This window comes from Bradyrhizobium sp. CCBAU 53338 (assembly GCF_015291665.1).
In the GTDB taxonomy this organism is placed as follows: Bacteria; Pseudomonadota; Alphaproteobacteria; order Rhizobiales; family Xanthobacteraceae; genus Bradyrhizobium.
Genome location: NZ_CP030048.1, coordinates 1,132,180 through 1,145,266, shown reverse-complemented (window position 1 = coordinate 1,145,266; position 13,087 = coordinate 1,132,180). Strand labels below are relative to the sequence as shown.

At 64.6% G+C, this 13,087-nt stretch carries 16 protein-coding genes; 2 read left to right on the top strand and 14 right to left on the bottom strand.

Features of this window, described 5'->3' with window-relative positions:
• Positions 1–19 precede the first annotated feature (19 nt).
• From XH90_RS05535 to XH90_RS05505, 7 genes are all read right to left on the bottom strand, one after another.
• On the bottom strand, positions 20–676 hold the full coding sequence (locus tag XH90_RS05535) for an aspartate/glutamate racemase family protein (RefSeq protein ID WP_194479588.1): 657 nt from the start codon (positions 674–676) through the stop codon (positions 20–22).
• Positions 677–697: 21 nt separating this feature from the next.
• A complete protein-coding gene (locus tag XH90_RS05530; protein WP_194479587.1) occupies positions 698–1,582 on the bottom strand; it encodes a polysaccharide deacetylase in 885 nt (294 codons plus the stop codon).
• Positions 1,569–2,384, bottom strand: coding sequence for an ABC transporter substrate-binding protein (locus tag XH90_RS05525; protein ID WP_194479586.1), 816 nt, complete (start codon positions 2,382–2,384; stop codon positions 1,569–1,571). Before XH90_RS05525 ends, XH90_RS05530 begins: the two co-directional genes overlap by 14 nt.
• A 15-nt stretch (positions 2,385–2,399) precedes the next feature.
• Positions 2,400–3,164, bottom strand: coding sequence for an amino acid ABC transporter ATP-binding protein (locus XH90_RS05520; protein WP_194479585.1), 765 nt, complete (start codon positions 3,162–3,164; stop codon positions 2,400–2,402).
• A complete protein-coding gene (locus tag XH90_RS05515) occupies positions 3,161–4,018 on the bottom strand; it encodes an amino acid ABC transporter permease (RefSeq protein WP_194479584.1) in 858 nt (285 codons plus the stop codon). The genes XH90_RS05520 and XH90_RS05515 overlap by 4 nt, the downstream gene beginning before the upstream one ends.
• Entirely contained in the window at positions 4,015–4,842 is an 828-nt protein-coding gene (locus tag XH90_RS05510) for an ABC transporter substrate-binding protein (protein WP_194479583.1), read from the bottom strand. The genes XH90_RS05515 and XH90_RS05510 overlap by 4 nt, the downstream gene beginning before the upstream one ends.
• A 73-nt stretch (positions 4,843–4,915) precedes the next feature.
• Positions 4,916–5,872, bottom strand: a complete 957-nt coding sequence (locus tag XH90_RS05505; RefSeq protein WP_194479582.1) for an N-carbamoyl-D-amino-acid hydrolase — start codon at positions 5,870–5,872, stop codon at positions 4,916–4,918.
• 150 nt (positions 5,873–6,022) lie between these two features.
• On the opposite strand from XH90_RS05505, the gene XH90_RS05500 reads away from it, so the two are divergent.
• Entirely contained in the window at positions 6,023–6,949 is a 927-nt protein-coding gene (locus tag XH90_RS05500) for a LysR family transcriptional regulator (RefSeq protein WP_194479581.1), read from the top strand.
• Between the two features lie 28 nt (positions 6,950–6,977).
• Positions 6,978–7,682, top strand: a complete 705-nt coding sequence (locus XH90_RS05495; protein WP_194479580.1) for a type 1 glutamine amidotransferase — start codon at positions 6,978–6,980, stop codon at positions 7,680–7,682.
• A gap of 43 nt (positions 7,683–7,725) precedes the next feature.
• Here XH90_RS05495 and XH90_RS05490 read toward each other — a convergent pair whose 3' ends face one another.
• The 7 genes from XH90_RS05490 to XH90_RS05460 form a co-directional block, all read right to left on the bottom strand.
• Positions 7,726–8,193 (bottom strand): nuclear transport factor 2 family protein, encoded by a 468-nt coding sequence (locus XH90_RS05490; protein ID WP_194479579.1) that lies wholly within the window; start codon positions 8,191–8,193, stop codon positions 7,726–7,728.
• Between the two features lie 93 nt (positions 8,194–8,286).
• Complete coding sequence (ybgC, locus tag XH90_RS05485) at positions 8,287–8,736, bottom strand: tol-pal system-associated acyl-CoA thioesterase (protein ID WP_194479578.1); 450 nt, start codon at positions 8,734–8,736, stop codon at positions 8,287–8,289.
• Positions 8,737–8,804: 68 nt separating this feature from the next.
• Positions 8,805–9,728 carry a metallophosphoesterase gene (locus tag XH90_RS05480; RefSeq protein WP_194479577.1) on the bottom strand — a complete coding sequence of 308 codons (924 nt, stop codon included), beginning with the start codon at positions 9,726–9,728 and terminating at the stop codon, positions 8,805–8,807.
• A gap of 130 nt (positions 9,729–9,858) precedes the next feature.
• On the bottom strand, positions 9,859–10,893 hold the full coding sequence (ruvB, locus tag XH90_RS05475) for a Holliday junction branch migration DNA helicase RuvB (protein WP_194482598.1): 1,035 nt from the start codon (positions 10,891–10,893) through the stop codon (positions 9,859–9,861).
• Positions 10,894–10,913: 20 nt separating this feature from the next.
• Complete coding sequence (gene ruvA, locus XH90_RS05470; RefSeq protein WP_194479576.1) at positions 10,914–11,531, bottom strand: Holliday junction branch migration protein RuvA; 618 nt, start codon at positions 11,529–11,531, stop codon at positions 10,914–10,916.
• Positions 11,528–12,055, bottom strand: a complete 528-nt coding sequence (gene ruvC, locus XH90_RS05465) for a crossover junction endodeoxyribonuclease RuvC (protein WP_194479575.1) — start codon at positions 12,053–12,055, stop codon at positions 11,528–11,530. Before ruvC ends, ruvA begins: the two co-directional genes overlap by 4 nt.
• 79 nt (positions 12,056–12,134) lie before the next feature.
• A complete protein-coding gene (locus XH90_RS05460; protein WP_194479574.1) occupies positions 12,135–12,881 on the bottom strand; it encodes a YebC/PmpR family DNA-binding transcriptional regulator in 747 nt (248 codons plus the stop codon).
• Between the last annotated feature and the right edge of the window lie 206 nt (positions 12,882–13,087).

The window sequence follows — 13,087 nt, the reverse complement described above, 5'->3', positions numbered from 1 at the left end:
AGAGGCTCCTCAAGAGACTTCACGTATTCAACAAGACCGCGCCGATCGCAGCCGCGACCGCCTGCTGCGCCGGTTCAACGACGGGCACGCCGATCGCTTCCGCAATCGCCGCGCGATGCGAGGCCATGCCGGCGCAACCCATCACCACGACATCGGCGCGGCATTGGGTGACCAGCGCGCGGCCGGCCTCGATCAGCCGTCCGCGGATATCCACGCCTGCTGTCTCGGCCGCGCTCGCGCCGACCGACCAGCTTCCGGCGTAGCGACTGTCGACGCCCATCACCCGCGCCATGCGTTGCTGGCGACGGATGCTCGACGGCGACAGCGCAATGATGCCGAAACGTTCGCCCAGCATCAGCGCGCGAAAGATGCCGCATTCGGCGATGCCCATCACCGGGCGACCACCGGCCGCCTCGCGCACCGCATGCAGGCCGGGATCGCTGAAGCAGGCGAGCACGAAGGCATCGGCATCGTCACGTGAGACACGATTCACCAGCGGCATCACGACGCTGTCTGCGTCGCGCTGAAAGCTGATGCCCGGCGGCCCTTCGGCGAGACCGATCACCTCGATCTCGGGCCCACCCGACATCCGCAGCGGCGCGACCGCATCGTCGATCGCCGCCGTCACCGACGCCGAGGAGTTGGGGTTGATGACGAGGATGCGGCGACGGGTCATGGCAAGGCTCACTGGCATGGCTCAACGGTTGGCGGCCTCGTGGCGCAGGAAGTTGTCCGCGATCTTCTCGCCGGTCGTGATCCAGACGTCCGGGCAGGACTTTGCGTAAGCGAGGAACTCGCGCAGCAGGCGCAGCCGCATCGGCCGGCCGCTGCATTGCGGATGCAGCACCGTGGTTACCATCGCACCCCAGTCGCGGACCTCATCCAGCTCGTCCTTCCAGATCGAGAGCACGTGCTCCTTGGGGAAGATCGAGCGCGGGCTGAAGCGCGCCGACAAGCCGTGCATCCAGTCGTCATAGCTCGCAGTCACCGGCAGCTCGATCGTACCGGGCTTGCCGTTGGCGAGACGATGACGATAGGGCCGCACGTCGTCGCGGAACGAGGATGTATAGACGATGCCGTGGCGCACCAGGGCGACGCGCAGCTCCTCGGTGAATTCGCCATACGGCGCCCGGTATCCGGTCGGCCTGACGCCAAGCCTGCGCTTCAGCGCCTCGAAGCCGCGCTCGAGCTCCTCTTCGATCCAGGGATCGCCAGGATCTGGCAGCAGATGGTGATAACCATGATGGCCGATCTCGTGGCCGGCCTTGAGAATGGATTCGGCCATCGCCGGATGCGCATCGACCGACCAGCCGGTGACGAAGAATGTCGCCTTGAGATCGAGCTGGTCGAGCAGCTCCAGAAGCTTCGGCGTACCGACGCGCGCCTCATAGCCGCCATAGCTCATGGTGATGAGCCGCTGCGCGTGCACCGCGTCCTTGCTGGTCCACGCGCTCTCAGCGTCGACGTCGAACGAGAGGAACATCGCGGACTTGAATGGCTTCGGCCAGGGATATTCCGGCGCGGGATCCGCGGTGTTGGCTGGGGTGAGCGGGATGCTCTGAAGTGCCTTACTGTCCAGCATTGACGGTCGCCTTCTCCATTGCGTTGTCGCTCAGCTTCCACTTGGCAAGCAGGGACTTGTAGGTGCCGTCGGCAATCAGCGCATCGACCGCCTCCAGCATTACCTGCTGAAGCCCCTTCTCCTTGACCGGCAGGGCAATGCCGGTGAATTGCTGCGCGATAACCTCGCCGACTGGCGCATAGGTGCCGGGCTCCTGATCCATGATGTAGGGCAGCGTCTCGTCGCCTTGAAGGGCGGCGTCGATGCGCCCCTGCTTGAGCTGGGTGCGGGCATCGGCCGAGCCGTCGGTGCCAACGAAGACGACTGGATTGCTGCCGCAGTGCTTCCCGCTCCAGGCCGCGATCTGGTCCGGGAACTTGGTGCGGCGGCTGGCACCGGCCTTCTTGCCGCAGAGAGCCGCCATATCCTTGAACTCCGCTCCGCGTGACTGCTGCACGAAGAAGCGCGGACCACTCCGGAGATAATCGACGAACGTCGCAATGTCATGCCGGCTCGCGTAGTCGGTGAAGCCCGACAGGACGGCGTCGACCCGGCCCGTCTGGATCGAGGGCATGAACTCGGCAAAGCTGGTTTCCTGCCACTCGATCTTGACACCCAGCTTGCGGCCGATCGCCTCGCCGAGTTCGATGTCGAAGCCGGCCAGCGCGTTGGTCGCGGGATCGCGGAACTCCATTGGTGGATAATTCGGCACCACGGCCACCTTGATGCTGCCGCGCTTGGCGATCTCCGTCGGTAGCTCGACCGCCATCACAGATGCACTCAACGCACCGAACAACGCCGTCGCAACCAAAACTCTCTTCATCAATTCACCCTCATGTCAGATCACTGCCGAAAGAAATGCCTTGGTCCGCTCCTCACGCGGCGCGCCCAGCACGTCCGTAGCGCGGCCCTGCTCGACGATCACACCCTGATCCATGTAGACGACGCGGTCGGCGACCTCACGGGCGAAGCCGAGCTCGTGAGTCACCACCATCATGGTCATGCCGCTCTTCGCCAGCTCCTTCATCACCGCCAGGACCTCGCCAACGAGTTCCGGATCGAGCGCACTGGTCGGCTCGTCGAACAGCATCAGCATCGGCTTCATGGCGAGCGCACGGGCAATCGCGACACGCTGCTGCTGGCCGCCGGACAGCTGCGCGGGATACGAATTGGCCTTGGTTGACAAGCCGACGCGCCGCAGCAGCTCCAGCGCCTCGACGCGCACCTCGTCTAACTTGCGCCCCTGCACCTGGAACGGACCTTCGATGATGTTTTCCAGCGCCGTCCGGTGCGGAAACAGGTTGAAGCGCTGGAACACCATGCCGGTCTTCAACCGCTGCCGCCCGATCTCGCGTTCACTGAGGCGATGCAGCCGCCCGCTCTGCTCGCGCACGCCCAGGAGCTCACCGTCGAGCCAGATGCCGCCGCTGTCGATGACCGTGAGCTGATTGATGCAACGGAGCAGCGTGGTCTTGCCGGAGCCGGAAGCGCCGATCAGGCACATCACCTCGCCGGGCCAGACGTCGAGCGAGACGTTTCTGAGAGCCTGGAACTCTCCAAAGTTTTTGCTGACGGAGCGGATCGCGACGAGGGGTTTTGTCATCGCGCGAGCCGCAATGTGCCGCGTGCAAAGCGGCGTTCGAGCAACATCTGGAGCGGCGTCAGGATCGAGACGACCAGCAGATACCAGAGCCCGGCGACGATCAGGAGCTCGATCACGCGGGAATTGGCGTAATAGATATTCTCGGCGTTGTGCAGCAATTCAGGGTACTGGATAACGCTCGCGAGCGAGGTCGCCTTCACCATGCTGATGAACTCGTTGCCGAGTGGCGGAATCACGACGCGCATCGCCTGCGGCAGCACGATCCGCCGCAACGCACGCAGCCGACCCATTCCGATTGCCTCCGCCGCCTCATATTGCCCGATATCGACTGACAGCATGCCGGCGCGCATCACTTCGGATGTATAGGCGCCCTGGTTGATGCCGAGCCCGAGCAGCGCGGCGAGGAACGGCGTCATGACGTCAACGGCGCGCGCGCTCCACAGGCCGGGAATGCCGATGGTCGGAAACACCAGCGCGAGATTGAACCACAGCAGCAACTGCAGGATGAGCGGCGTGCCGCGAAACAGCCAGGTGTAGCCGGCGGCGACCGTCTTCAGCACCGGATTGGGCGACAGCCGCATGATCGCCACGACGATGCCGAGCACGATGCCGAGCGCCATCGCCAGCACCGCCATCACCATGGTGTTGACGATGCCTTCGAGAATCACCTTGGTGGTGATGAAACGACTGACATAGGACCATTCGATCTGGCCATTGGCGAAGGCCCGCGCGATCGCCGCCAGTATGAGGACGATCAGGGCCGCGCTGAACCAGCGGAACCAGTGCGGCTCGCGCGCGATCTGCATCCCCGACAAATCAGGGAAACCCTCCGCGAGTGCCGGCGCCGGCTTCATTGCGGCGCCGCGTTCAGCATGGGCTGTGCGACCGCGTTCGCGCCCAGGCCCCATTTGTCGAGAACCGCCTTGTAGGACCCGTCGGCGATCATCGCCGCGAGCTTCTCCGTCACGATTTCACGCAGCGCGGCATCGTCCTTGCGGAACATGATGCCCTGATAGCCTTTTGAAAAGGCCTCGCCGACGACGCGATATTTGCCGGGCTCCTGCGTCTGGGCATAAGGCAGCGTCTCGCTGCCCTGTACGGCAGCATCGATACGGCCCTGCTTGAGCTGGTTGCGGACGTCGATCGAGTTCTCGCCGGGCACGTATTGGATCGCCGCCTTGCCGGCCGCCTCGCAATTCTGCTTGCTCCATTTCTCGATCTCGACCGGGAAGCTGGTGCTACGGGTGGTGCCGACCTTCTTGCCGCAGAGATCGGTCGCGACTTTCGCCTCGCTCTCTGCCATCACGAAGAACTGCGGGCCGGTCGTGAGGTAATCGACGAAATCGGCAGTCTCACGCCGCGAGGCGCGGTCGGAGATGCCGGAAATGATGAAATCGGCGCGCTTGGTCTGGAGCGAGGGGATCAGCTCGGCGAATGGCGTTTCGCTCCAGATGATCTTGAGACCACCGAGCCGCGTGGCGAGCTCATTGGCCAGATCGATGTCGAGTCCGACCAGCTCATTGCTGGCGGGATCGCGATATTCCATCGGCGCGTAGGTGGAGTTGACCGTGAGCTTCAGCATGCCCGCCTGCTTGATCTCCGCCGGAAGCTCTGCCGCCTGCGTCGATGTCACGGCAGCCAGTGCGGTAAAGGCGAGGAAGTACGAGAGGCGTGTCATGTCAGCTCCTTTGCCAACCCTTTGCTTTGCCGATCTTTTCTTCTGACGATCCTTTGCCAGCACCATGCCAGAGTCAGTCCGCGTCGAGCACGGCCGGCTCGATGACGCCAGCGCGCTCGGTGATCACCCGGTATTGCTCGGGCCGCCGGTGGGCGGCGAAATTGAACATCTTGTCCTTGCCCTGCCGGCAGAGGTCGAGATCGATGTCGGCAACGATCACCTCGTCGGTCAGCGTCGCGGCCTGCGCGACGACGCGGCCGTTGGGATCGACGATGCAGGAGCCTCCGATCAGGCCCGATCCGTCCTCGTCGCCGGCCTTGGCAACCGAGATCGCCCAGGTGGCGTTCATGTAGGCGTTGGCCTGCGTCACCAGCGTCGAGTGGAAGGTGCGCAAGGAGGCATCCTCCGTGGTGCCGCCGTTGGGATCATAGGCGGCTGAATTGTAGCCGATGCAGACAAGCTCGACGCCCTGCAGGCCGAGCACGCGCCAGGATTCCGGCCAGCGGCGATCGTTGCAGATCATCATGCCCATGATCGCATGCGCCCAGGCCGAGCCGGCGCGAAAGGCGGGAAAGCCGAGATCGCCATATTCGAAATAGCGCTTCTCGAGCTGCTGGTAGCGCGCACCTTCCCGCGGCTCGACCGACCCCGGCAGATGCACCTTGCGATAGCGGCCGAGAATCTCGCCGTCGCGATCGACCAGGATGGCGCAATTGTAACGGCGGCCCTCCGGGGTCTGTTCGGCGTAACCGACATAGAAGCCGACACGCAGCGCTCGCGCACGGTCGAACAATCTGGCCACGGCCGGGTTGGGCATGCCGTGCTCGAAATAGCGGTCGAGCGCCTCGCCCTCGAGCAGCCAGCGCGGAAAGAATGTGGTGAAGGCGAGTTCGGGAAACACCACGAGGCTCGCGCCGCGGCTCGCCGCTTCCTCCAGCATGGCCAGCATCCGCGACAGCGTATGTTCACGCCTATCGGCTTTTTGCGTCGGCCCCATTTGGGCGGCGGCGGCGCGAAGGACACGAACCAAGATTGCCTCCAATCTGTGCGCATGCTGCCTCAATGGGCGAAAGAACCCTTTGATCAAGCGTGCAAATCCGCGAGCATTAGGCGCAAGGCGGGCTGCAAAAGCAATTCATCGTGCTATGATGTTTTGGCCCAGAGTATAACAGGCGGTGATATGAACCTGCGCCAGCTCGAGATCCTGCGTGCCGTCATCCGCCACCGCACCACGGTGGCGGCGGCCGACGAACTCGCGCTGTCACAGCCTGCGGTCAGCAACGCGCTGAAGACGATGGAAGCGCAGGCGGGCTTTGCGTTGTTCGAGCGTGTCAACAACCGGCTGTTTCCGACAGCGGAGGCGATGGCGCTCTACAAGGAGAGCGAGGCGATCTTCGCGCTTCACACCAAGCTCGAGAACCGCGTGCGTGATCTGCGCGAGAACCGCGCCGGACATCTTGCGATCGTGGCGACACCGCCGCTGGCTTACAGCATCATCCCCTCCGCACTGTCAGGCTTCCTGCGCCGCCGTCCGGAGACACGCGTGTTCTTCGATGTCCGGCGTTACGAGGGCATCATCGAAGGCGTGCTCAGCCGCGTCGCCGAGCTCGGATTCGCGCTCGGCCTGACGCATCATCCCGGCATCGCGCATGAGGTGGTGCACACCGGCGAGATGGTTTGCGTGTTGCCGCCGCAGCACCCGCTCGCAGCCAAGCCCGTGATCTCGGCCACCGATCTCTCCGGCCTGCCCTTCATCGGACTCGAACGCGGCACGCGGCTGGGCGAAGCCGTACGCGACAGCTTTGCCCGCGCCGGCGCGCCGTTCCAGCCGACGGTGGAGGTGCGCTACTGCAACACGGCCTGCGTGCTCGCAGCCGCCGGCGTCGGCGCGGCGGTGGTCGATCCCTTCTCGCCGCGCCAGAACGGCGGACACGGCCTCGTGGTCCGGCCATTCACGCCGACGACCCGCGCGGTCGCCTACATGTTATGGTCGGAGGCCGAACCGCTGTCGCGCCTGGCAAAGGCCTTTCTCGGCGAGATCCGCAAGGAGAGTGCGCTGCTGGAGCGCAAAGCGCTGCACCAGCAACACGGCGCTGGAAGCGACTAGGCTTCGCAACCGATGACCTGAGGGGTACGTGGCACGCATCACCATCATCGAGACCGGACGGGTCCCGCAAAAGTACCGCGAGCGGCATGGCTCGTTTCCGGACATGTTCGAGCGCATGGTCCGCGCCGAGGATCCGACGGCGACGGTCGACGTCGTCAGCATTCCGAATGGCGATGCGCTGCCTGATCCGAGCAAGCTCGAAGCCGTGCTGATCACCGGCGCTGCCGCCGGCGTCTATGACGGGCTCGACTGGATTGCGCCGCTGGAAGATTTCGTCCGCACCGCCTACGCCCGCAAGACGCCGATGGTCGGCGTCTGCTTCGGCCATCAATTGATCGCTCAGGCGCTCGGCGGCACCGTGCGCAAGTCGGAAAAGGGTTGGGGCATCGGCCGGCACGTCTATCAGGTGCTGCCGGAGAACGGCGTCATCGACGGCGAAGCGGTCGCGATCGCCTGCTCGCATCAGGATCAGGTGATCGAGGCGCCTGACGATGCGCTGACGATCCTCTCGTCCGAATTCACGCCGCATGCCGGCCTGCTCTACGCCAACGGTGCGACGCTGACGGTGCAGCCGCATCCGGAATTCGACGTTGAATTTGCGCAAGTGTGCTGCGAACTGCGCGACGGCAAGGCGCCGGATGAGCTTGTGGCCATGGCGAGGGCATCGCTGGCGGAGCCGATGGACAGCGCGAAGCTTGGTGGCGCGATTACGAGGTTCCTGGCACGGCGCTGATTTCACCTCGCCCATAAGGACGGGGAGAGGGACAGAAAGGATATCAGAACGGATCCTGTCCCAACCCAGGCACATCCGCAGGCCGCGGCCCGGGCGCGGCCCAATGAAACCGGCGGTCCTTCTCCGCAATCATGATATCGTTGATCGAGGCCTCGCGCCGTCGCATCAGGCCGTGCTCGTCGAACTCCCACTGCTCGTTGCCGTAGGAACGAAACCACTGCCCGCTGGTATCGTGCCATTCGTACTGGAAGCGCACCGCGATGCGGTTCTGGTCGAAAGCCCAGAGATCCTTGATCAGGCGATAGTCCTGCTCCTTCTCCCATTTGCGGGTCAGGAAGGCGACGATGGCCTCGCGGCCCTGAAACACTTCCGAGCGATTGCGCCAGCGGCTGTCTTCGGTGTAGGCGAGCGATACCCGCACCGGATCGCGTGAATTCCAGGCGTCCTCGGCCATGCGCGCCTTCTGCGCGGCGGTCTCACGGGTGAAGGGCGGAAGCGGTGGGCGCGACATGGTGACCTCATCGGTTGGTCGAGGCCGCAATCTATCGCCGCGATCGGTGGAGTCGATAGGCCGCGACCTATCGGTCGATCACTTATCGGGCGATCAGGAAATCAAATCGGCCTTCATCAACGCGCGGATCGATTTCGGGATCGGTTGCGCCCGGCCGCCGCTGATGAAGGCGACGCGCACCTCGGCCTTGACCAGCACGTCCTCACCGCGCCGCACCTCCTGCGCCAGCATGATCGACGCCCCCTTCACCGCGACCGGCCAGGTCACGACATCGAGCACGTCGTCCATCCGCGCAGGCTTGAGAAAATCCAGATGCATCGAGCGCACGACGAAGGCGAAGCCGTCGCCTTCGGTCTCGACTTGGTCGAACAGCGCCTGCTGCTCGGCGCCCATCAGCCGCAGATGATTGGTGCGCCCGCGCTCCATGTAGCGCAGGTAATTAGCGTGATAGACGATGCCGGAGAAATCCGTGTCCTCGTAATAGACGCGGACCTGCATGTGGTGGCGGCCGTCGCGGATCTCGCCGTCGAGATGAGCTGTCACGTCGCGAGCCTCTTCGCTTGTCGCTACAGGCCCGTTTTGCGCAAAAACGGCCGGCAGCGCAAGCGCGGCTAGGACACGGCTGCCACCGGCGCCCGCCCCAGCGTGACCTCGACGATTTCAGGCGGCACCCCGACGCGGACAGGGAGGATGCTGCAACCGAGACCGCCGGAAACAATGACGTCGCATTTCAGCTGAAAGTGACCATAGGCGAGTTGCACGGCATATTGCTGCGGAAGCGCGGGCGACCAGCCAAACAGTCGAATCTGGCCGCCATGAGTGTGGCCGGAGAGCTGTAGCGTGACGCGCGCGGGCACGCGCCAGGCGATATTTGGCTCATGCGCGAGCAGGATCACGGGCGCATCGTCGGTGACCTTTGCGAGTGCAGCGGCGAGATCGTCCGCACCAAAGCGACGTGCGCGGCCGTAACGTTGCGCAGGCGCATATGCGAGTTGATCGCCGAGACCGGCGAGCCAGAACGAGCGACCATCCTTGACGAGACGTACGACGTTATTCTCGTAGACGGGAATGCCGGCAGCCTGAAGCGCGCGATGGGCAACCGTCGTCCCCTGTCCGGCCCGCTGCACGACCTTGTCGTCCCAATAGTCGTGATTGCCCATGACCGCGTGAACGCCGAGCGGAGCCTTGAGGCCCATCAACACCCTGGCCCATTCATCGGCCGGAATGAGCCGCGTGACGTAATGGTGACCGGCGACATAGTCGCCGAGCAGGACGATGAGATCGGGCCTGAGCGCATTGGCCTGGTCGACGATGGCCTCGATCCGCTCCAGCGACATCCAGGGGTCGCAGGCGTGGATGTCGGCGATGACGGCAATCTTCAGCGGCAAATCCGCAGGCCATTGCCGCGGCGTCGGATGATAGCGGGTGATGCGCGGCCGCAGTTCCGGCTCGACGCCGACGCCGTAGGCGGCCGTCGAGATGCCGAGAGCGGAAAGGCCGCCGACAGAACGGATGAGATGACGCCGAGAGATCATGGAAGCCCGCTTCTGATGCGCTTCCGTGATGCGATCCGATTGGAGCGGAATTGGGGTGCGCTCGTGCAGTTCATCTGCACGGAGATCACCGAAAGTTCATGACAGCGACGACAATTCGCGATTGCGCAGATCACTCGTCGCTGTCGTCGGTGCCGAACAGGCCGAACTGGGCCGCCGCATCGCGCGAGGGTTCCGCAATGCCGAGATGCCGGAAGGCGTGCGAGGTGAGCAGACGGCCGCGCGGGGTGCGCTGGAGATAGCCGCACTGAATGAGATAGGGCTCGATGATGTCCTCGATCGCATCGCGCGGCTCCGACAGAGCCGCTGCCATCGTTTCCACGCCGACCGGGCCGCCACCGTAATTCGTCGCGATCGTCGTCAGGTAGCGGCGGTCCATGGCATCAAGACCGGCGGCGTCGACCTCGAGCGCGCTGAGCGCATGATCGGCGATCTTGCGGTCGATCTTGTCGGCATTCGCGGCCGAGGCGAAATCGCGCACGCGGCGCAGCAGGCGACCGGCGATGCGCGGCGTGCCGCGGGCGCGGCGCGCGATCTCGTTGGCGCCGTCCGCGCTCATGCCGACATTGAGCACGCGCGCGCCGCGGGTGACGATGCTCTCGAGCTCCTCGATCGTATAGAAGTTGAGGCGGACCGGAATGCCGAAGCGATCTCGCAACGGATTGGTGAGCAGGCCGGCGCGCGTGGTGGCGCCGACGAGGGTGAACTTCGACAGCTCGATCTTCACCGATCTCGCCGCCGGCCCCTCGCCGATGATGAGGTCGAGCTGGAAGTCTTCCATCGCGGGATAGAGCACTTCTTCCACCGCGGGATTGAGGCGATGGATCTCGTCGATGAAGAGCACGTCGCGCTCTTCGAGATTGGTCAAGAGGGCCGCGAGATCGCCGGCCTTGGCAATCACCGGGCCCGACGTGGCGCGAAAGCCGACGCCGAGTTCCTTCGCCACGATCTGCGCCAGCGTGGTCTTGCCAAGGCCGGGCGGACCGACGAACAGCACGTGGTCCAGCGCCTCGCCGCGCTTGCGTGCCGCCTCGATGAAGATCGAGAGATTCTTGCGTGCCTGCTGCTGGCCGACGAAATCGGACAGCGACTGCGGACGCAGCGCGGTGTCGCCGACATCATCGCTGCGGCGTTCGGGCGACACCATGCGGTTGGCCTTGGGATCGCTCACTTCGCGAGCTCCTTCAAGCCGAGGCGAATGAGCTGCGCCGTTTCGGCATTCTCACCCGCATTGCGCGAGGCCGAGGCGATGGCTGCAGCCGCCTGCGGCTGGCCATAGCCGAGATTGACCAGCGCGGAGATCGCGTCGGCCACCGGTCGCGGCGCGCGCTGATCGTCGACGGCGCCGGCGAGATGCACGACGGCCGGATCGACACTGGCAAAGGCCGGCGCCTTGTCCTTCAGCTCGGTAACGATGCGCTCGGCGACCTTGGGACCGACGCCGGGGGTGCGCGCCACCGCGGCCTTGTCGCGCAGCGCGATCGCGTTGGCGAGTTCGGAAGGCGCCAGGGTGCCGAGCACCGCAAGCGCGACCTTGGCGCCGACGCCCTGCACGGTCTGGAGCAGGCGGAACCATTCGCGCTCCTGGTCGGTGCGGAAGCCGAACAGCTTGATCTGATCCTCGCGGACGTAGGTCTCGATCGACAGCACCGCGGCTTCGCCCGGCGCGGGCAGATGCTGCAACGTCCGCGCCGAGCAATGCACCTGATAGCCGACGCCGCCGACGTCGAGGACGACATAATCCTCGCCGTAGGAATCGATCAAACCCTTGAGCTTGCCGATCATAGTCCCACCACCTTCAGCCTGAGCGCCGTGCTCTGGCGGTGATGAGCATGGGTGATGGCGATCGCGAGCGCGTCGGCAGCATCCGGGGTCGGAGGCTCGGCCTTCGGCAGCAATATCTTCAGCATCATCGCGATCTGTTGCTTGTCGGCGTGGCCGGCCCCCACCACGGTCTTCTTGACCTGGTTCGGCGCATATTCGGCGACGCTGATGCCGAACATTGCCGGCGCCAACATGGCGACGCCGCGGGCCTGGCCGAGTTTCAGCGTCGCAGCCCCGTCCTTGTTGATGAAGGTCTGCTCGACCGCCGCTTCCATCGGCTTGTAATCGGACAGAACGGCCGCGAGCCCCTCGTGGATCGCGAGCAGACGGCTCGACAAAGGCAGATCGTCCGGCGGTTCCACCGAACCGCAGGCGACATAGATCAGGCGGTTGCCTTCGGCCTCGATCACGCCCCAGCCGGTGCGGCGCAGGCCGGGATCGATGCCGATGATGCGAACGGGTTGGCGAATCGGGAGCGCGGTCATGGGCCAGTGATAGCGGTTGGCCCATGATAGCGAAACAGAAACAGAACAGAAGTCCCCGGAGAAAGGCGGCCGGGCGCCCCTACCCGCCCAGCTTCGCGACCAGCGCGTCCGAGATCTCGAAATTGGCGTAGACGTTCTGGACGTCGTCGTGCTCGTTGAGCAGGTCCATCAGCTTCAAGAGCTTCTCGCCGGTCTCGTCGTCGACCGCGACCGTGTTCTGCGGCTTCCAGATCAGCGCGGCCTTGCGCGGCTCGCCGAACTTGGCTTCCAGCGCCTTGGCGACGTCGCGATAGCTTTCGGTCGAGGCGTAGATTTCGTGGCCGCCTTCACCCGAGACCACGTCGTCGGCGCCGGCCTCGATCGCGGCATCGAGCACCGAATCGTCATCGGCGACGCTGCGGTCGTACTCGATGACGCCGGTGCGGTCGAACATGAACGAGACCGAGCCGGTTTCGCCGAGATTGCCGCCGGATTTGGTGAAGAAGGATCGGATGTCGGAGGCCGCGCGGTTGCGGTTGTCGGTCAGCGCCTCGACGATGACGGCGACGCCGCCCGGACCGTAGCCCTCGTAGCGGATTTCGTCGTAGTTCTCGCCGTCGCTGCCGAGCGCCTTCTTGATGGCGCGCTCGATGTTGTCCTTCGGCATGTTTTCCTGCCGCGCGGCGATCACGGCGGCGCGCAGGCGGGGGTTCATGGCGGGGTCGGGCGTGCCCAGCTTGGCGGCGACGGTGATTTCCCGCGCCAGCTTGCCGAACAGCTTCGACTTCTGCGCATCCTGCCGTCCCTTGCGGTGCATGATGTTCTTGAATTGGGAATGTCCGGCCATGCGTGATCTTCTCTAGGAAATCGTGCGTCAAAGGTGAGCGTGGGGAAGCGCGGCCTTATAGGCCGCCAACCCATCGGAATGAAAGAGCCTCTCATACTTTAAGGTAATAACGTAGTGGCCCGTGCCCGGAAGTCAGGCATCGTTAACCCTGATTTCATTCCAGCTTGCGAAAATAGCGTCCGCCCATCTCCCGACAAGAGTAGACC

What these genes read in the sequence shown, in the direction of transcription:
- XH90_RS05500 (WP_194479581.1), top strand. Translation starts at nt 6,023, where the DNA reads ATGAACCTGCGCCAGCTCGAGATCCTGCGTGCCGTCATCCGCCACCGC.
- XH90_RS05515 (WP_194479584.1), bottom strand. Translation starts at nt 4,018, where the DNA reads ATGAAGCCGGCGCCGGCACTCGCGGAGGGTTTCCCTGATTTGTCGGGG.
- XH90_RS05510 (WP_194479583.1), bottom strand. Translation starts at nt 4,842, where the DNA reads ATGACACGCCTCTCGTACTTCCTCGCCTTTACCGCACTGGCTGCCGTG.
- XH90_RS05480 (WP_194479577.1), bottom strand. Translation starts at nt 9,728, where the DNA reads ATGATCTCTCGGCGTCATCTCATCCGTTCTGTCGGCGGCCTTTCCGCT.
- XH90_RS05525 (WP_194479586.1), bottom strand. Translation starts at nt 2,384, where the DNA reads ATGAAGAGAGTTTTGGTTGCGACGGCGTTGTTCGGTGCGTTGAGTGCA.
- XH90_RS05530 (WP_194479587.1), bottom strand. Translation starts at nt 1,582, where the DNA reads ATGCTGGACAGTAAGGCACTTCAGAGCATCCCGCTCACCCCAGCCAAC.
- ruvA (WP_194479576.1), bottom strand. Translation starts at nt 11,531, where the DNA reads ATGATCGGCAAGCTCAAGGGTTTGATCGATTCCTACGGCGAGGATTAT.
- ruvC (WP_194479575.1), bottom strand. Translation starts at nt 12,055, where the DNA reads ATGACCGCGCTCCCGATTCGCCAACCCGTTCGCATCATCGGCATCGAT.
- XH90_RS05520 (WP_194479585.1), bottom strand. Translation starts at nt 3,164, where the DNA reads ATGACAAAACCCCTCGTCGCGATCCGCTCCGTCAGCAAAAACTTTGGA.
- XH90_RS05490 (WP_194479579.1), bottom strand. Translation starts at nt 8,193, where the DNA reads ATGTCGCGCCCACCGCTTCCGCCCTTCACCCGTGAGACCGCCGCGCAG.
- XH90_RS05460 (WP_194479574.1), bottom strand. Translation starts at nt 12,881, where the DNA reads ATGGCCGGACATTCCCAATTCAAGAACATCATGCACCGCAAGGGACGG.
- XH90_RS05535 (WP_194479588.1), bottom strand. Translation starts at nt 676, where the DNA reads ATGACCCGTCGCCGCATCCTCGTCATCAACCCCAACTCCTCGGCGTCG.
- ruvB (WP_194482598.1), bottom strand. Translation starts at nt 10,893, where the DNA reads ATGGTGTCGCCCGAACGCCGCAGCGATGATGTCGGCGACACCGCGCTG.